We start from the raw sequence: 17,877 nt of genomic DNA, 5'->3' as shown, positions 1-17,877 counted from the left end.
CACCATGGCGCACAGCATCAAGCGAGTTCTGGCCACCGCGGCGATCGCCGCCTTCGCAATCGCCGGTGGCGCCGGTATCGCGGCCGCCGACGCGAACGGGGGCACGGCGAACGGCGGTCCGGCGACCACGGGCCCGGGTGGTGCCGGCGGCGCGGGTGGCGCGGGAGGCAACAACGGCGGTGTGGTCATCGGCGGGGTGAACATCGGTGACGGCAACAACAGCGGTCAGAACGTCGGCAACGGTGGTGCGGGCGGTGCCGGTGGCAACAGCGGCAACGCGAACTCCAACGGCGGCAGCGCCAACGGTGGCACCGACAACTCCACCAACAACAGCGGAAACAACAGCGGTAACACCACCACGACAACCGAGGAGAACTGCGGAATCGTCTGGTTCTTCTGCTGAGAACCCCTGGACGACGGCCCCGTGTCCGGCACTTCGAGTGCCGGGCACGGGGCCGTCCTCGTCGGCAGGGTGCCGCGCGGGGTGGGTGTGAGTCGCCACCTTGGGTGCCTATCGACGCAGAGCGTTCGAGCGGAGTCTTGTAGTTACCGAGCACGACCAACCCATCAGAAGAAATCAGGAGAAACACCATGGCGCACAGCATCAAGCGAGTTCTGGCCACCGCGGCGATCGCCGCCTTCGCAATCGCCGGTGGCGCCGGTATCGCGGCCGCCGACGCGAACGGGGGCACGGCGAACGGCGGTCCGGCGACCACGGGCCCGGGTGGTGCCGGCGGCGCGGGTGGCGCGGGAGGCAACAACGGCGGTGTGGTCATCGGCGGGGTGAACATCGGTGACGGCAACAACAGCGGTCAGAACGTCGGCAACGGTGGTGCGGGCGGTGCCGGTGGCAACAGCGGTGACGCGAACTCCAACGGCGGCAGCGCCAACGGTGGCACCGACAACTCCACCAACGACAGCAACAACGGCAGCGGCAACACCACGACCACCGAGGTCAAGGACTGCCCCGCCTACTGGCCCTTCTGCTGACCCCCCGCCCCCCGCCCCGCGACCCCCGACCCCTGAACCCCGACCCAGAGGACAGACCATGATCATCTCCACCATTCGCGGCACGCTCACCGCAGTCGCTGCGACCGCCTTCGTGCTGACGTCCGTCGCGGCAGCCGCGTCGGCGACCGAGCCCGCAGCCGAGCAACCCGCGCCGGGTGCCGCCGCCGTGGCCCCGGGGGCATTGCCCTCGCCACAGGGCGGTGGGGGTGGCGTCGTCCTCGGCGGGGTCAACGTCGGCCCGATCGGGGCCGGGGGTGTCTCGGCCGGCCCGGGCGGTGTGAACCTCGGGGGCATCGACCTCGGCACCGCCGTCCCGCTGCCGGCGCGCTGAGGAAGCCACCGTGGTGAGGAAACGACCGTGGTGAGGAAGCGCCTGTAAGGAACGCTCCTCTGGAGGCGATACATCCAGTGCCCGTACTCGTGGACCGGCGGAGGGAGCAACGACATGTCGAACACCGTTGCAGGACACGTCCGACGCACCACCGTCGTCGCCGACGACGGCGTGCCGATCGCGGTCTGCGAGTACGGGCCCGCCGATGCCGCGGTCACCGCGGTCTTCCTCCACGGTCACTGCATGCGGTCCGAGTCCTGGGACCTGCTGCGCGACCAGTTGGAGGCGGCGTGGAACACCCGGGTGCGCATGGTGTTCTACGACCATCGCGGTCACGGTGACTCCGGTCGGGCGCCGGCGAGCTCCTACACGATCGACCAACTGGGCCGAGATCTCGCCACCGTGGTGGCGGCCGTCGTGCCGGTGGGGCCGGTGGTGGTCGTCGGACACTCGATGGGAGGGATGGCGGCGTTGGCCTGGGTTCGGCAGCAGCCGGAGCTCGTCCGCACCCGGCTCGCGGGCATCGCGTTGATCGCGACCGCCGCGAACGGACTGGCCGATGCCGGGCTCGGGCGCCTGCTGCGCAGCCCGGCGGTGTCCGTGTTCCACACCGCGGCCCGTTGGGCGCCGCGGGCCACGGCAGGTTCCAAGCGGGTCGGATGCGCGGTCGGGGCCGCGGCGGTCCGGGTCGCGGGGACCCGAGGCCGCAGTGTCGACCCGAGGGTCGTGGCGATCACGGCCGCGATGGCGGGACAGACGTCGATCGTGACCGTGTCGAGCTTCCTGAAGTCCTTCGTCGACTTCGACGAGTCGGCGACGGTCTCCGCACTGGCCGGAATTCCCGCGGTCGTGGTGTGCGGGACTGCGGACGTGCTGACACCCCTCGCGCATTCCGAGGCGCTCGCGGCCCGGTTGCCCGGCGCGGAACTCGTGCGTATCCGTGGCGCCGGCCATTCGGTGATCCTCGAACGTGCGCCGGAGGTCGCCGCGGCGATCGACGGTCTCGTCGCCCGGGTGCGGTCCGGCGGTGTCCTCGCGCCGGCCGTGTGACCGGTCAGAGGTCGTGGCCCGTGACGAGTCCGCTGTGCAGGGCGCGTTCGGCGAGCGCGACGCGCTTCTGGTTCTGCGGCAGTTCCTCGACGCCGAACTTGCCGAACAGGGTTCGCAGGTGGGCCTTCACGGTGTCGACGGTGAGGAACAGTTCCGCCGCGATCTGCTGATTGGACGCGGGATTGGCGAACGCAACGCCGTGCTTGTACGGCCGGCACAGCGCGATCAGCACCGACCGCTGGGTGTCGGTGAGAGCCCGGACGTTCGGTGTCGATCCGGCGACCATCGTCGCGTCCTCCGGGCCGCCGCCGAACTCCTGGAACACCAGCGCGGTGCCACCGACCCGGACGCTGTCGCCGGGACGGAGTCGCCGACGGCCGGTGAGCCGGTCGCCGTTGACGAAGGTCCCGTTGCGTGACAGTCCGTCGTCGACGATCGTCCAGTGCCCGCCGACGTACTCGAGGACGGCGTGCAGCCGGGACACCTCGTCGTCGTCGGGGAGGGAGAGTTCCGATTCGGTGGACCGGCCGACGGTGACGCGCGGATGCTCGGGGCGCAACTCCCACCGCCGCTGACCGCCCCGGCCGTCCGAAGACGTCAGCCGCGCAGGAAGGGCGTCGTCCGTCGTCATCGGTTCATCGTCCCCCGTCGACAGCGACCGCGCTAGGGACCGAAGACCGCGCCACCGCCGAACGCGGCCCGGTGCGACACCGGCTGACCGCCGTCGACGTCGACGACCCCGTACTCGAGCGCGGTCTCGGCGGTGATCACGGTGCGTCCGCTGCGCTCGCCGACACCCGGGTCGGTCGCCAGCGCCACGATCACTCGGCCGATGAACTCCGGGGTCTCGGCCTCGGCGAGGGAGAACCCTTCGAAGCTCTTCATGCCGCTGGCGATCATGCGTTCGTTGCGGACGAGTCCCGGCCACAAGCTCAGTGCGGTCACACCGGTGCCCTTCAGTTCGACCGCCATGTCGGCGGCCATCTTGTCGAGGCCGGCCTTCGACATGCCGTACAGGACCGAGTGCAGGTAACCGCGGGTGCCGAAGGAGGAGATGTTGGCGATGATCCCGGAGCCGCGGGGGACCATCAGGCGAGCCGCTTCGACGCTCGCGACGTAGTGTGCCCGCAGCCCGAGTCCGATCAGGGCGTCCCAGTCGCTGACGGGTCGCTTCCAGAACGGCTGCGAGAAACCGGCGTATCCGTCGGACGGACCGGCCCACACGTTGTTGACGAGCAGGTCCAGCCTGCCGTCCCGGTCGTCGGCGATGCGGGCGAACAGCTTCTCGATCTGCGTGTCGTCGCTGTGGTCGCACTGCACGGCGATGCCCTCGCCGCCCCGCTCGGTCACCTCCGCGGCGGTGCGGTCCAGGGGGCCGTCGGTACCGACCTCGCCGCGCGCGGTCACGTACACGGTCCAGCCGTCCGACCCGAGCGCGAGGGCGATGCCCTTGCCGACGCTGCGGCTCGCGCCGGTGACCAGTGCGATGCGCCGGTCCGCGCTCATCGTGTCACCCCCACGAATGCGCCGGAGGTGACGGTGGTGCCCTCCGGCAGGGGACGGATCATCGCCCACGTCTCGGTGAAGTGGCACTTCGACATCCTCCACGCGCCGTCTTCGAGCACGTACTCGTCGTCGTACTCGCCGGTCATCAGCTTCTCGGTGTTGTCGAGGAGGTTGACCTGGCGGAACCGCAACGTCCAGCGGCCGGTTGCGGTGCCGGGACCGGTCACGGTGATCTCCGGGTGCATGCCGTGGTGCATGTCGTAGACGACGTGCCTGCCGTCGACCGTGTGGAGGGCGACGCGGGTGAAGATCTCGGCCATCGGATCGGCGTCCTCGAAGGCCCCGAGCCGGCCGTAGTCGATGCTGGCGCCGCGCCGAACGAAGCAGGCACGGAACGTCGTCGGGTCCTTGGCGTCGCAGGCCCGCCAGTAGCGGTGCTTGAGCGCCTTGATCGCCTCGATCTGCTCGAGCGTCTCGATCCGTGTCGCGAGATCGGTGTCCCTGGTGTCCGTCACGACCTCGACCCTAGAGTGTCGGCCGTCACACGGGAGTGGTTCTCCCGCTCAGCGGTCCGGGTCCGTGCTCGCGGCCGCTCAGCGCTGGTCGGTGACGCCGAGGGCCGCGTGCAGCGCCTCGCCGAGGGTGCACTCGCACAGTTCCGCCAGCGCGGGCTCCTCGGTGACGTGTACGGGCGCGCGCATCGCGAGCAGGACGTTGAGCAGCATGCCGCTGGCGATGAATTCGCGGGCCTTCTCGGGGGTGCAGCCGGTGCGGGTGCGGATCAGCGTGTAGATCTGCGCCATCGCGGCGCGGGCCTGGGCGCCGATCTCCGGCGTGCCGCCTGCGGTGAAGCCGTGCATCATCACCAGCAGCATGTCGCCGTCGGAGACGAGCTCGCCGTAGGCGCCGCCGAGCCGCGCCCAGTACTCCTCGCTGTCCGGTGAGGGGGGATCGGTTTCCGCCTCGATCCTGTCCAGTTCGGCCTCGAATGCGTCCACGATCCGGGCCAGGGCCCGGGCGAACACCTCGCGGAACAGTTCGGCCTTCGTCCCGAACATGCGCACCACGTACGGCTGGGACACCCCGGCCTCGCGGGCGACTGCGTCGGTGCTGGTCCCGCTCCAGCCGCCGCGTGCGAACGCCGTCGCGGCCGCCTCGAGGACCAGCTCGCGTCGGTCCGCGGCGCTCATTCTGGTGGCACGGGGGGAATCGGTCGTCGCAGACATGTTGACAGGTTATCACTCGATAACTTAGCGTTGCCGGCAGCTAAGTAATCATTTGATGCTTACAAATTCTCAGTCCACTGGAAACTCCGTTCGAGGAGAGAAGTGATGACCACGACCACCGATCTGCACGTGCCCTCCGGAGCGTCACCCGGCAGCGCCGCGGCGCGACGCGTCCCGCTGTGGCTGGCGATCTTCGCCGCGTCACTGCCGATGTTCATGGCGACACTCGACAACCTGGTGATGACCAGCGCGCTGCCTGTCGTGCAGGCCGACCTCGGCGCCTCCGTCGGCCAGCTCCAATGGTTCCTCAACGCCTACACGCTCTCCTTCGCCACCCTGATGCTCGCCGCGGCCGGTCTCGGCGACCTACTCGGGCGACGCCGCGTGTTCGTCTGGGGGACAGCACTTTTCGCGGCAGCCTCGATCGCGTCCGCGCTGTCGACCACGGCGGGCGTGCTCATCGCGTCGCGGGCCGTGCAGGGCGTCGGCGCCGCCGCCGTCATGCCGCTGTCCCTGACCCTGCTCGCCGGCGCGGTTCCCGCCTCCAAGCGGGCCCTCGCGATCGGCATCTGGGGTGGCGTGTCGGGCATCGGTGTGGCCCTCGGTCCGGTGATCGGCGGTGCCGTGGTCGACGGGTTCTCCTGGCAGGCGATCTTCTGGATCAACGTCCCGGTGGCGGTGATCGCGATTCCGCTGGCGCTGTACGCCCTCGCCGAGTCCCGCGGCCGCAGGCAACCCCTCGACCTCCTCGGGGTCGCGCTCGCCGGCGCCGGCGTCTTCCTCGGGGTGTGGGGCATCGTCCACGGCAACGACGACGGCTGGACCTCGGTTCAGGTGCTCGGAGCGCTGATCGTCGGTGCTGTCCTGTTGGCGGCGTTCGTGATTCGCGAACTGCGTATACCGAGCCCGGTGATGCCGATGCGGATGTTCCGGTCGCGCAGCTTCGCCGTCGCCAACGTGATCGGTCTGGCGTTCACCCTCGGCATGATGGGCTCGGTGTTCCTGCTCTCGCAGTACCTGCAGATCGTGATGGGGTACTCGCCGCTGCAGGCCGGGCTGCGCACCCTGCCGTGGACCGCGGCGCCGATGATCGTGGCGCCCATCGCGGGACTGCTCGCGCCGAGGGTCGGTCTCCGGGCGTTGCTCGTGTCCGGACTCGCGATGCAGGCGGCGTCGCTGATCTGGATGTCCACCCTGTTCGAGGTCGGGACGGCCTACCCGGCGATGGTGCCCGCACTCGCCCTCGCCGGAATCGGCATGGGCCTGACGTTCGCCCCCAACGCCACCGCCGTGCTCGCCGACATGCCCGAGGTGGACCACGCCACCGCCAGCTCGGTGAACTCCACGATCCGCGAGATCGGTGTCGCGCTCGGAGTCGCGATCCTCACTGCGGTGTTCATCGCCGCCGGCGGCGCCCTCACCCCGACCGGCTACGCCGACGCGCTGCAGCCGGCCCTGCTCGTCGGCGCCGCGTCCGTGGGTGTCGCGCTCGTCGCGGCCCTCCTGATGCCGGGCCGCAGTCGCGCGTAGAGCAGGACGTGCGTCCCGAAAAAAGGGGGTGCGGGGTGCACCTCGACCGTGCCAAGGTCGAGGTGCACCCCGCCGAGCGGGTGCGTCCCCCGAATCGAAGGAGAATGCCGCCATGCCCCCGACCACGGTGGGCCCCGCACTGCTGAGCTGGGCGTCCCAGCTCGAGGAGTCCACTGCCGCGCAGGCGCGGCAGACCGCCGCGATGCCGTTCATCCACCCGCACGTCGCACTGATGCCGGATGCCCACAGCGGCAAGGGAAGTGCCGTCGGCACCGTCATCCCCACCCGCGGAGCCGTCATGCCCGCCGCCGTCGGTGTCGACATCGGCTGCGGCATGATCGCCGTCCGCACCGAATTCACCCGGGACGACGTCGACCGCCGGATCACGGCCACCGGCCACCGGCTCGCGACACTGCGCGTCCGCATCGAGAACGTGATCCCGCTGTCGCCCGGCAACTACAACCGCGGCACCGCCGGCTGGACGTTCACCGCGCCGCGGATCGCCGAGCTCGAGGCGCTCGCCGCCACCGGCGACGTGGACCTGACGCACTCCCCGAAGTGGCGCCGTCAGCTCGGATCCCTCGGCGGCGGAAACCATTTCATCGAACTGTGCCTCGACGAGACCGACCGGGTGTGGCTGTTCCTGCACAGCGGGAGCCGGGGAGTGGGCAACCGGATCGCCCAGCACCACATCCGGATCGCGCAGCAGGCGTGCGCACAGCGTCACGTCGCGCTGCCGAACCGCGACCTCGCCTACCTGACCGAGGGCACCACCGAGTTCGACCGCTACCTCACCGACCTGCACTGGGCTCAGCGCTTCGCCTACCTGAACCGGGCGGAGATGATGGACCGGTTCGGTGCGGTGTTCGCGCGCTGGATGGGCACCCCCGACCATCGGGAGACCGACCGGATCAATTGCCACCACAACTACACCCAGCAGGAGGTCCACGGCGGTGAACGGGTGTGGCTGACCCGCAAGGGTGCGGTCGACGCCCACGCCGGGGTCCGGGCCGTGATCCCCGGATCGATGGGCACCCACTCCTACGTCGTCGAGGGCCTCGGCAACACCGACGGACTCTGCTCCGCCCCGCACGGCGCGGGTCGCCGTTTCTCCCGCACCGAGGCCAAGCGGCGGTACACCCAGGCCGACCTGCGGGCCCGTATGGTCGGCATCGAGTACCGCGACAGCGCCGAGTTCATCGACGAGATCCCCGACGCGTACAAGCCGATCGACGTCGTGATGGACGACGCCCGCGACCTGGTGCGCGTCGTCCACGAACTCCGGCAGATCCTCAACGTCAAGGGCACCTGACCACGAACCCCGGTCGGCGCGGGTTGGGCGACGCGAGAAGTACGGACCGCCGACGCTCGGGTCAGAGTCGGATCGGGATGCGCGGCACCCAGCCCGCGGGCATCGGGCGCGCGGCCCGGTAAACCACCTCGAGGTGTCTCGGTGAGATGGCGCGGAATCGCAGCGCCTCCTCCACCAGGCGTGCCGACTCCCGGTCGGTGACGATCCATTGGACGACATGGCCCCTACGCTGACCGACGATCGTCTGCTGGACGGCCTGCACGATCTTGCTTTCCATCATCTCCGGGCCGGAGACTCCGCGGAGCGAGCGCAGAACCGCGCCCCACGGCTTCCAGTTCTTCACGTCGATCAGTTTGCCGTCGACGAGATTCTCGAATTGAACGCCGTCGACGCTGTACTGCCAGCCCGGCGGAGTCCCGGCGAGGTCGAGCTGCGCCCACGCGTCCTCGGCGTTCATCCCCCGGCCCGCCCCGAACTCGGGCTCCCACGACCCTGGCCCGCCCTTCGCCGGCTGGATTCCACGCCACTTCCACGGCGGCCGACGAAGCATCGCGGCGCCGACCGTGCTGTCGACCTGCGGCCGTCCCTTGGGGCCGAACCACTTTCCTGCGGCGGCATTGGCGAGGGGACCGGCGAATCCGTAGATCATCCAGGCGGTCGAGATGGTTTCGTACGCGTCCTTCGTCTGCTCGATGATCGAGATCAGGTTCTGCCAGGCCAGGTGTTCGAGCGCCTCCTGCTTCGCCTTGTGCATCCGCGGCGTGGTGGTGTGCGACAGCCACCGCGGGTAGCGCAACCCCATCTGGCCGTAGGCGGGTGGAACCGGATCCGGCGGGGTCGGGCCGAGGATGTCGTCGGCGTAGACCACGATGCTGCGGACAGGGTCCTCCTTGTCGTAGGTGAAGCACAGCTGCAGGGTTGACAGCGGTGGCAGCCTCGCGGGATCCGGAACAACGCTTTCGGGAGCGATCAGATACGACGAGTACGCGTCGACGTAGGTGTCGGCGAACGCGTGAGCGAAGCTTTCGGCTGCGCGCAGCACACGGTTGTAGAGCTCGATGTCGTCCTGGTCCTGCAGCACGGTGAGCGCACTGTGCAGCAGAGCGTGCAGGATCACCTGGCCTGCCCAGTGGCGCGTCCACAATTCGTCGAGGGTGTCGTAGAGCGCGATGTCGCTCAGCTCGAGCAGCTGTTGCCATATCGAGGGCTGATTGTTCTCACTCCAGGCCTGCTCGATCCGGGCGGCATTGGCCGTGACGGAGTCACCGCCGTCGGGCAGGTTGGCGCCCGGATGCACGACGAGCCGCAGCGGGCTTTCGTATTCCAGGTCGAACGGGTCGGGGCCCTCGATGTCGACGACGAACCGGAGACCGGGTTTCACCCCCGGACCGGCGATGTTCCACCGGCGCTGACGCTGGTCGACCGTCAGGGTGTGGACACCGGCGGGTAGATCGGTGTCCAGATAGCCGCGCAGCGGCGGACCGTGTCGCGAGAGAAGCGCAACGCGGCTCTCGTACAGGTCGACATCGAGCTGATAGATGCCGACCTTGCCGGCGCTGGCAAGGTTGGACGACTTGAGACGCTTGTGTGCGATCGACTGCGACGTCGGTTCGAACAGTTCGGTGGGCGCCACGGGCGGTCAGGCGTCGCCACCGGGTGCCGGCGGATGTGTGGTGACCGCGATGTCGGTGCCGGAGTTGGGTGTGTATTCGTTCCATTCGGCGATGAGCGCGCCCTTCTCACCTTGTTGCAGTACGGGAAAGGGTGCCGTCGCGCCGTTGTGCGCGAAGCTGAGCTTCGCGACCGTGAGGTGTGTCCTGTCCGGGATCGCCACGACAGGTACGGCCTCCTGGATGCCGCGTTCGTCGTGGACATCGATGACGACAGGCAAGCCGATCACGAATCCGTCGCTGTCCTCCACGTCGATCTGGACCGGTTCCGCGCTGGGTGACGCATCGGTGTGTGAGGTCGTGTAGACGGAGTCCTGCAGACGCGCGGCGTGTTTGGCGGGATTCGCGGGAGGGATGCCGGGATAGTTGCGGTCGTCGTAGGCGGCGATCTCCTTGGCGATGGACAGGTACGGGGGATCCGGCGTTGTCGGGTCGATCACGCCTTCTCTGGCGAAACGCATCCAGCGCGCCTCCCACCCCTTTCGCACGGTGAGTACCACGCGCGCGGCGCCGGCCCGCAGAAAGGCTTGCCGTGTCGCGTCCGGGTGTCGGAGGTCACGGATGAACGGCCAGCTGGGTGGCACATCCCAGAAGTACGAGTACAGGAAGCTGACGACGTTCTCCCATTCGATGGCCTGGTTGACGAAGCGGATCTTGTCCTCGTGTTGGCGTACCGCAGTCCACTGTTCGGCACTGAGGCCGTGGGAATTGCTGTCGAAGGCAATGCCGTGCTCGAGGTCACCCGCGGCCGCCGCCTTCAGGGCGTCGAGCACTGCGGCGGGCATGTACTCGAAATCCCGGCCGAGAGCGAATCTCAGGACGCACTTCATGATCTCGTCGTTCTCTTCGCGGCGCAGGGTGAGCGTGTCGACGGTGAACAGTCGTTCGGTGAGTGCCGAGATCTCGTCGCTGATCTGTTGTTGCCGGGCGAAGTACTCCGTCTGCGCGGCGCCGTAGATCGCATTCCAGACGTCGGCACGCCAGGTCTCCTCCACGCCTGGCGCGTGAGCGAGGATTGCCTTCACGCGGACAAAGGGCGCAGCGGAATTGTCCAAGAGGAACGTCACCTTCTGCTGACCGGTGTGGTTCAGAAGGAAATTCGAGCCGTCCGGCGCCAGTGCAAGTCTGTCGACGAAGTGTATGGAGCCTCCGGGTTCGCTCGGGATGACGACGTCGGTCCCTATCAAGTTGAGGTGAATGTTCTCGTCGTTGGGGTGCCGGCCGATGTTGGCGGTGACTCGAAGTTCGGCGATCCGAGTTCCCTGCGGCACGGTGAACTCGAGCGCTATGTACAGCCAGGATTCGTTACCGGCGCCGTTCATCTCCGCTGTGACGGGTGCCGGTTGCGCGGGGTACGGGGGGACAGTGACCTTGTACTTGTCCGCGAGCCACAGATATCGGGGTGTGCCGTTCGGGTCGGGTGCTCCGTCGGCGTTGACCTTTTCCGTGCTGATGTCGGACGGCGAGTGAGGGAAGACGAACGGGCCCTGCTGGCTGCGCAGCAGGTCCAGACGGGCGTAGGCCCGTCGCATGGCGGCGGCAGGCTCGGGAACCACGACGTCGTACGTCATCCGAAGGCCGTACCGGTACAAGCGCACCCGCCATTTCCGCATGAGGCTGAAGTAGTCGATACGGATCGCATTGGGACCCGGATTGGACAGGGTTCGCGTCGATGTCTGCTCCGAGCCGGTTTCGGTTCGCGTCGCGATCGTGACCTTGTGCTCCTGCCGAGACCGCGACGAGGCCTTCTGTGTGAGTGACTTGGCGTGTTTGCGGCTCACGGTCGCCGAATCCGATTCGGAGCCTTGGGCATTGAAGGCGGTCGTGCTCGAGCCCGAGATGATCGGGATTCCGCCTTGCACGGTTCCGGTGATGTTGAACTGGTTGGAGTGTTGCGTCTGCGAGGAGGTGGATTGGGACAGGTCGGTGTTGTCGGTGACGCCGGTCTCGCTGACCTCGTCGAGTTCGTCGGTGACGATCTTGGTGAATTCTCTCGAGGTGACCGACCACTCCTTGTAGGTCACCGCGGTGTGCTCTCCGGGTGCGAGGGGAATGGTGGCGACCAACTCGCCTCGTTCGATGCCCGCGGGAGCCATCTCGATACGTTCGAGGTTCAACATGCCGAGCGGTGCGGCCTTGTCGGCTCGGGCAAGGGTGTGCGCCGCCACCAGCGCGGAGTTGAGTTGGATCGCCGCGCGCCCGACCTGGTCTGCACCTTCGTTCCGGCGCAGGTGCGTTTCGAGTTGCCCGCCGCGCAGGCGTGCCAATCCCTCGGCAAAGGCCGTGAGTTCACTCGCGGGGATCGTGGCGACCTCCGATGCCGCCGGCTCGAGCAGCGGAACCGGTGGCTCCTCGAATGCGCTCAGCGTGGCCAGCGTTCGAGCACTGATTCGGGGGCGGTCGTCTTCGGCGACGTCACCGGCAGTGGCTTCGAGGTGACTCCGTACTGCATCGACTTCGCCCGGTGTCAGTCCCAATGTGCGAATCGACACGGCTTTGGCGAGGACATCCGGTCCGCCGCCGTGCGGTGCGTCAACTGCGTCGAGGGGTACCAGTGTGGCCTTGTACAGTTCACGCGCCGAGTGCTCCAGCACGATGTCCGGAGTTCCCGGCCCTGACGGCCCTGACGGCCCTGACGGCCCTGACGGCCCTGACGGCTCTGACGGCTCTGACGGCCCTGATGGCGCAGGAGACGGTTGCCCCCCATGATCCAGTGGCCTCAACAACGAATCGAAGTCGGTGTTCTGCTCTCCGTGACGGTTGTTGAAACCTTCGATCACCGCGGCTTCCAGGACCGTGAAGTCGACATCTTCGAGCCGACGCGGAGACGGATTTCCCTGCGAGTGCTCATAGTTGAACACGATCACGTCAATGAACACCGGCAGCCGCAGAGCCCTGCCATTGAGCAACCTCAGCAGGGCAGCCGCCAGAGCGGGAAACGGGGTGAAGTCCGGGTCGCCCAGCCAATCGACGAGGTCTGCTCTGGGAACGCTGAAATCCACCCCCACCTCGCCGAGTGCCCGAATCACAGCATCAGGATCAGTAGCCATGGAATTCCCTTCCCACTTCCGGGACTCGGTGCAGGCTCCTCGGTCTGTTCTGTGCCGATTGTGGCACCACGGGCACGCCGTGGTATGGGATTCCTGAAGGGCCGGGACGGTCGGCGCACCCTGCCGACAAGGCGCGGACCCGACCGTGTGAGGCCGCCGGATGGTTGACGACGTCCGCCATGCGGCGGCCACGTCGGTAGCCCGACTCCGGCAAGCTGGACTGACGATCCGGTTCTCATATGTGGAGGTCTTCGTGACAGTGCAACCGTCCACCGCTCCCGCGGTAGCCGTCGTGGGGCCGCCCCCGCCCTTCGATGCGGAATGTGCAGCTGTGCTTGCCGCGATGGAGGGGCAGGTGCCGGTGGCTGTGACTCTGGATCAGCTTCACGTCTTGAGGAGCAGGGGTGAGCGTCTCGCCATGAAGCTCTCGGACGACGATTTGCGCAGGGACGGTGCCTTCGACGTCGAGGAACGTGTCGTGCCCGGCCCGACCGGTGCACCCGATCTGTCCCTGTTGATCTGCACTCCCGCCGGGCTTGCCGGGCCTGCGCCGGGATTCTTCCTGATTCACGGCGGAGGGATGGTCAGCGGCAACAACCGTCAGGGAATGCTCGAAATGCTTGACTGGGCCGAGGAATTCGGCTTGGTCGTCGTATCGGTGGAGTACCGGTTGGCGCCGGAAACTCCCCACCCCGGTCCTGTCGAGGATTGCTACGCAGGACTGGTCTGGACCGCGGAGCATGCGGCTGAGCTGAACATCGACCCGGCACGCATCATCGTGGCCGGCCACAGCGCAGGTGGCGGACTCGCCGCCGCCCTCGCGCTGCTGTCGCGTGATCGTCACGGTCCCGCGTTGGCGGGTCAGATGCTCATGTGCCCGATGCTCGACGATCGCAACAACACCGTTTCGGCACAGCAGATCGACGGGATCGGGATATGGGATCGCACCTGCAACGAGACCGGATGGACGGCGCTTCTGGGTGACCAGCGCGGCAGCGGGGACGTCTCTCCGTATGCCGCACCGATTCGAGCCACGGATCTGTCCGGACTGCCACCTGCATTCATCGACGTCGGATCTGCGGAGACCTTCCGTGACGAGGACGTCGCGTACGCCAGTGCGATCTGGGCCGCGGGCGGGGTCGCGGAGCTTCATGTCTGGCCCGGTGGTTATCACGGGTACTACGGATTTGCGCCCCATGCCCAGATCTCACGGGAAACCCGAGCTGCCCGGTTGCAGTGGCTTCGTCGACGGTTGGAGTCCTGAGTCCACACTCGCTTCGCTGTTGCATCGGCACGCCACAGCCGGAAGATGGTGACGTGGAAGTACTTGCTCTCAAGGTCGCGGCGCTCGATCCGGAAGCCGGAGCAGCGGTTGCGGTGATTCGCCATTTCGACTCGCTGCTCGAGTCCGGAGCCGGTCTGCACTCGATCGTCCGAACGGCCGCTGCACTCGCCGAGTGTCCCGTCAGGCTCGTCGATTCTCCTCGGGGGATGGTCGTGCGAGCCCTGTCCAGCGGGCTCGCGGAATCGCCTGCCGAAGAACCCCAGCCGACATGGCCGTCGGCGGAGGTCACCGCGGAGGGTGCCCGAATGTGGCTCGAGCATCCGGGGCCGCCCGGCACCGTCCATGCCGTCATCCTCGAACGCGCCGCCGGCGCTGCTCGTGGTGTCCTCGCCCGGACGCGCGGGACAACCGGCCGGTGCGACCCTGCCTCGATCGAGCTTCTGCTCGATGCCGCGGCGCCGGAAGCGGACCGGGTCCGCATCGCCCGTCGGATCGGGCTTTCCGGACGAGCCTGCGTCGTACTGGCGGCGGGCGCACCCGCGCAGGTACTGCCGGAAGGGGCCACGATCGACCCCGGTATCCGTGCCGGCATCGGAACGATGGTCGACGCCAGGGACCTGCCTGCCTCGGTGGAAGCAGCCCGACTCGCCCTGCGGATCACGGCGGAGGGTACCTCGGCCGATCCCGGCCCCAGAATCGTCCGTGCCGACGATCTCGGGGCGCTGACGATCCTGATCCGCGCGGCGGACGCGGAGAAGGAGAGGATTCCCGACGTCCGGACCCTCGATCAGGCTGCGACGGCCGCGCCGTGGATGCTGGCCACGCTCGACGCCGTCGCGTCCGCCGACAGCCTCAGGGAGGCGGCGCGATCGCTGCACGTGCACCATTCGACGATGCAGACTCGGCTCACTCACGCCGAGTCGCTCGTCGGCTGGGGGTCACTGCGGAGCCAACCGGGTCGGACGAGGCTCCAGCTCGCACTCGTTCTGCGGAGGCTGGGGCGTCCCTGACGAATGCGAGTGTGCGGAAGTGCATGATCGCCGGGCCCGAGGCCTGGCGAGGCGGGCGCGGGCGCGTCAGGGCTGTCCCGGGAATGCGACGGTCGGGGGAGTGACCCCGAGGACGGCCCGCCAGTTGGCGGCGCGGATGGCGGATTCGGTGAGTGCGTCGACGGCGCTCGCGCGGACCGGTTCGGACCGGGCGCGTTCGATCACCGACCGCCACGCGGTCGCGGTGTCGGATTCGACCGCGACCGCCAACTGGATCGCGGTCGTCGGATCGGTCACCGGGAACGGCAGGGTGTAGCCGGCTTCGGCGCCCGGGGCCACGACGTCCGCCGCGCCGAGTGCGTCGATCGTCGCGTCGCGGCGGGCCCGGTGCGCGGCGGTGTCGGCGCTGATCTGCGCGGAGCGGGTCGGATTCGAGAACGCCGCCACGATGCCGTACGCGAACACCGCGGCGTGCTCGGCGCGCAGGGCGTCGACCAGCGCCTGCTGTTCGGGGCCGAGGGTCGATGTCGTCGTCGGGGACGTCACAGCAGCATCACCGCCTGCTCGGCGGCGACGGCCGCGCTGATCGAGCCGAGCAGCCCGGCCCGGTGGCCGTCCACCCTGCGCGCGAGGTCCGCTGCGCCACGCTGGGATCGGGCAAGCATGGTCCGCAGTTCGTCGATCGTCGGCGGAGTGACGGGCGCGGTGGTCGTGGCGGCCGCGGTCGTGGAGGTGGTCGACGGATCCTGCCCGGCGGCCCGGGCGATCTCGGCGGACAGGGCGTCGGCGTGCGCGGTCCGTTCCACGGCGATCACCGACAGGGCCGCGGCGCGCTCCGGCGCCAGCGCGGATGCGGCTGCGGCGGCCGCGGCGTCCCGCTGCGCGGCGTCGAGTGCGGTCCGCAACGGATCCGGCTCCGCGGGCTGGTCGTCGTCGGTGCCGGCGCATCCCGTCGCGGTGGCGGCGGTCGCGACCCCGAGAGCCGCGGCGCCCCATTTGAGCGCGGTGCGCCGGGACAGCGGAGAGCGTGCGGACGGTGGTCGGACGGCGCCGGGCGGTGGCGAGAGGATGGGAGCTGCGGGCACGGCGCCCATCTTGTCAGGTGCCGGTCGACGGACGTGGCAAGAGGGTGCGCGTCCCCGCCCGGTGATCGAGGTGGTCACCGAGGCGTCGAATGCGCGTTATTCTATGTCTTCGCGTCCCGCGCCGAGCGAGAGCTCTGTCGTCGTGGCCGACCCGCTTGTGATCCGACCACAACTGAACGAGGAGTTCCACTGATGCCGGTTCCGTCGAGGGAGAGGGTGGTCGAGCTCCTCTCCGATCTCATCCAGAGCCAGGGATACGACCTGGAGGATGTGACGGTCTCGCAGGCGGGCAGCCGGAGCGTGGTCCGGATCGTGGTCGACAGCGACTCCGGACTCGGGCTGGACGCGGTCGCCGAGCTGAGCCGGCTGATCTCCGAGGTGCTGGACGCCGCGACCGAGTTCGGGGAAACCCCGTACACCCTCGAGGTGACCTCGCCCGGTGTCGATCGTCCCCTCACCGAACCGCGGCACTGGCGTCGTTCGCGCGGCCGCAAGGTGCGCGTCGACCTCCCGGGCGAGCAGGTGTTCGGCCGGGTCGGGGAGCTCGGCGACGGTGTCGTGGCGCTCGTCGTCCCGGCCAAGGGTGGGCCGGTGCTGCGCGAGATCGTGCTCGATGAGGTCGTGAAGGCCGTCGTGCAGGTGGAGTTCTCGCCACCCAATGCGCGGGAGCTCGAGTTGGCGGGTGGGGTCGCCGAGGGACGAGTCGTGCCCGGCGAACCCGTCGAGACGGATCTCGGCGAAACAGGCCTCGACGAAACAGATTCCGAAATTCAGGCGGAGGGATAGACAAGTGCATATCGAAATGTCGGCGCTGCGGGCGATCGAGGACGACAAGGGCATCTCGGTCGAGACGATCATCGACACCATCCGCACCGCGCTCCTGACCGCGTACCGCCACACCGAGGGCCATCAGCAGCACGCGCGGATCGACGTCGACACCAAGAGCGGTCTCGTGCGGGTGATGGCGCACGAGGTCGACGTCGACGGCAACATCGTCGGCGAGGAGTGGGACGACACCCCCGAGGGCTTCGGGCGGATCGCCGCGACGACCGCACGTCAGGTCATCCTGCAGCGCCTGCGTGACGCCGAGCACGAGAAGAGCTTCGGCGAGTTCTCCACCCACGAGGGCGAGATCGTCGGCGGCGTCATCCAGCGCGACACCCGGGCCAACGCCCGCGGCGTGGTCGTGGTGCGGATCGGCAGCGAGGCGACCGGGGCCGAGGGCATCCTTCCCGCCGCGGAGCAGGTGCCCGGCGAGGTGTACGAGCACGGCGAGCGGATCAAGTGCTACGTCGTCGGCGTCACCCGCGGGCAGCGGGGGCCGCAGATCACGTTGTCGCGGACCCATCCGAACCTGGTCCGGAAGCTGTTCGCGCTCGAGGTGCCGGAGATCGCCGACGGCGCCGTCGAGATCGTCGCCGTCGCCCGGGAAGCCGGCCACCGGTCCAAGATCGCCGTGGCGTCGCGTGTGCAGGGCCTGAACGCGAAGGGTGCGTGCATCGGCCCGATGGGCCAGCGCGTGCGCAACGTGATGAGCGAACTCGCCGGGGAGAAGATCGACATCATCGACTTCGACGAGAACCCGGCCAAGTTCGTCGGCAACGCCCTGTCGCCGTCGAAGGTGGTCTCTGTCACAGTCGTCGACGCGGAGGCGCGTGCCGCGCGCGTGGTCGTGCCCGATTTCCAGTTGTCGCTGGCCATCGGCAAGGAGGGGCAAAATGCCCGGTTGGCTGCCCGGCTGACGGGGTGGCGGATCGACATCCGCAGTGACGCCGCTCCCGACTCCGGAGCGCCTGCGGGGCCGTCCTCGACGCGCGTTCAGTGACGGCATG

Annotated in this window: 18 protein-coding genes; 10 read left to right on the top strand and 8 right to left on the bottom strand. The window is 68.7% G+C overall.

Annotation, left to right across the window (positions count from 1 at the left end):
• The first annotated feature begins 4 nt into the window (after positions 1-4).
• From ACFYVR_RS03280 to ACFYVR_RS03265, 4 genes are all read left to right on the top strand, one after another.
• Positions 5-403, top strand: a complete 399-nt coding sequence (locus tag ACFYVR_RS03280; RefSeq protein ID WP_387469548.1) for a hypothetical protein — start codon at positions 5-7, stop codon at positions 401-403.
• 188 nt (positions 404-591) lie between these two features.
• Positions 592-990 carry a hypothetical protein gene (locus ACFYVR_RS03275; RefSeq protein WP_387469546.1) on the top strand — a complete coding sequence of 133 codons (399 nt, stop codon included), beginning with the start codon at positions 592-594 and terminating at the stop codon, positions 988-990.
• 58 nt (positions 991-1,048) lie between these two features.
• On the top strand, positions 1,049-1,342 hold the full coding sequence (locus ACFYVR_RS03270) for a hypothetical protein (RefSeq protein ID WP_387469544.1): 294 nt from the start codon (positions 1,049-1,051) through the stop codon (positions 1,340-1,342).
• A gap of 114 nt (positions 1,343-1,456) precedes the next feature.
• Positions 1,457-2,392 (top strand): alpha/beta fold hydrolase, encoded by a 936-nt coding sequence (locus tag ACFYVR_RS03265; RefSeq protein ID WP_387469542.1) that lies wholly within the window; start codon positions 1,457-1,459, stop codon positions 2,390-2,392.
• Positions 2,393-2,396: 4 nt separating this feature from the next.
• On the opposite strand, the gene ACFYVR_RS03260 is transcribed toward ACFYVR_RS03265, so the two are convergent.
• The 4 genes from ACFYVR_RS03260 to ACFYVR_RS03245 form a co-directional block, all read right to left on the bottom strand.
• The gene (locus tag ACFYVR_RS03260; protein WP_387469540.1) at positions 2,397-3,023 is read right to left on the bottom strand and encodes an FHA domain-containing protein; all 627 of its coding nucleotides are present in this window, start codon (positions 3,021-3,023) and stop codon (positions 2,397-2,399) included.
• 32 nt (positions 3,024-3,055) lie between these two features.
• On the bottom strand, positions 3,056-3,898 hold the full coding sequence (locus ACFYVR_RS03255) for an SDR family NAD(P)-dependent oxidoreductase (protein ID WP_387469538.1): 843 nt from the start codon (positions 3,896-3,898) through the stop codon (positions 3,056-3,058).
• On the bottom strand, positions 3,895-4,413 hold the full coding sequence (locus tag ACFYVR_RS03250) for a nuclear transport factor 2 family protein (protein ID WP_387469536.1): 519 nt from the start codon (positions 4,411-4,413) through the stop codon (positions 3,895-3,897). The genes ACFYVR_RS03255 and ACFYVR_RS03250 overlap by 4 nt, the downstream gene beginning before the upstream one ends.
• Positions 4,414-4,491: 78 nt before the next feature.
• Positions 4,492-5,124 (bottom strand): TetR/AcrR family transcriptional regulator, encoded by a 633-nt coding sequence (locus tag ACFYVR_RS03245; protein WP_387469534.1) that lies wholly within the window; start codon positions 5,122-5,124, stop codon positions 4,492-4,494.
• Positions 5,125-5,229: 105 nt separating this feature from the next.
• On the opposite strand from ACFYVR_RS03245, the gene ACFYVR_RS03240 reads away from it, so the two are divergent.
• A complete protein-coding gene (locus ACFYVR_RS03240; protein WP_387469531.1) occupies positions 5,230-6,654 on the top strand; it encodes a DHA2 family efflux MFS transporter permease subunit in 1,425 nt (474 codons plus the stop codon).
• Between the two features lie 112 nt (positions 6,655-6,766).
• A complete protein-coding gene (locus ACFYVR_RS03235) occupies positions 6,767-7,966 on the top strand; it encodes an RtcB family protein (protein WP_387469529.1) in 1,200 nt (399 codons plus the stop codon).
• 61 nt (positions 7,967-8,027) lie between these two features.
• On the opposite strand, the gene ACFYVR_RS03230 is transcribed toward ACFYVR_RS03235, so the two are convergent.
• Together ACFYVR_RS03230 and ACFYVR_RS03225 are read right to left on the bottom strand one after the other, a co-directional pair.
• A complete protein-coding gene (locus ACFYVR_RS03230) occupies positions 8,028-9,599 on the bottom strand; it encodes a hypothetical protein (RefSeq protein ID WP_387469527.1) in 1,572 nt (523 codons plus the stop codon).
• Positions 9,600-9,605: 6 nt separating this feature from the next.
• On the bottom strand, positions 9,606-12,665 hold the full coding sequence (locus tag ACFYVR_RS03225; RefSeq protein WP_387469525.1) for a hypothetical protein: 3,060 nt from the start codon (positions 12,663-12,665) through the stop codon (positions 9,606-9,608).
• A gap of 439 nt (positions 12,666-13,104) precedes the next feature.
• Here ACFYVR_RS03225 and ACFYVR_RS03220 point away from each other — a divergent pair, with 439 nt between their 5' ends.
• Together ACFYVR_RS03220 and ACFYVR_RS03215 are read left to right on the top strand one after the other, a co-directional pair.
• Positions 13,105-13,950, top strand: coding sequence for an alpha/beta hydrolase (locus ACFYVR_RS03220; protein WP_387469522.1), 846 nt, complete (start codon positions 13,105-13,107; stop codon positions 13,948-13,950).
• Between the two features lie 53 nt (positions 13,951-14,003).
• Positions 14,004-14,981, top strand: a complete 978-nt coding sequence (locus ACFYVR_RS03215; RefSeq protein WP_387469520.1) for a helix-turn-helix domain-containing protein — start codon at positions 14,004-14,006, stop codon at positions 14,979-14,981.
• Between the two features lie 66 nt (positions 14,982-15,047).
• Here ACFYVR_RS03215 and ACFYVR_RS03210 read toward each other — a convergent pair whose 3' ends face one another.
• Positions 15,048-15,506 carry a ferritin-like domain-containing protein gene (locus ACFYVR_RS03210; RefSeq protein ID WP_387469518.1) on the bottom strand — a complete coding sequence of 153 codons (459 nt, stop codon included), beginning with the start codon at positions 15,504-15,506 and terminating at the stop codon, positions 15,048-15,050.
• Positions 15,503-16,045, bottom strand: coding sequence for a hypothetical protein (locus ACFYVR_RS03205; protein WP_387469516.1), 543 nt, complete (start codon positions 16,043-16,045; stop codon positions 15,503-15,505). Before ACFYVR_RS03205 ends, ACFYVR_RS03210 begins: the two co-directional genes overlap by 4 nt.
• 192 nt (positions 16,046-16,237) lie before the next feature.
• On the opposite strand from ACFYVR_RS03205, the gene rimP reads away from it, so the two are divergent.
• Together rimP and nusA are read left to right on the top strand one after the other, a co-directional pair.
• The gene (gene rimP, locus ACFYVR_RS03200; protein ID WP_387469514.1) at positions 16,238-16,831 is read left to right on the top strand and encodes a ribosome maturation factor RimP; all 594 of its coding nucleotides are present in this window, start codon (positions 16,238-16,240) and stop codon (positions 16,829-16,831) included.
• Between the two features lie 16 nt (positions 16,832-16,847).
• Positions 16,848-17,870 (top strand): transcription termination factor NusA, encoded by a 1,023-nt coding sequence (nusA, locus tag ACFYVR_RS03195; protein WP_387470324.1) that lies wholly within the window; start codon positions 16,848-16,850, stop codon positions 17,868-17,870.
• Positions 17,871-17,877 lie beyond the last annotated feature (7 nt).

The organism is Rhodococcus sp. NPDC003318 (genome assembly GCF_042879035.1).
Lineage (GTDB): Bacteria > Actinomycetota > Actinomycetes > Mycobacteriales > Mycobacteriaceae > Rhodococcus_G.
This window is presented reverse-complemented; position numbering and strand designations above follow the sequence as displayed.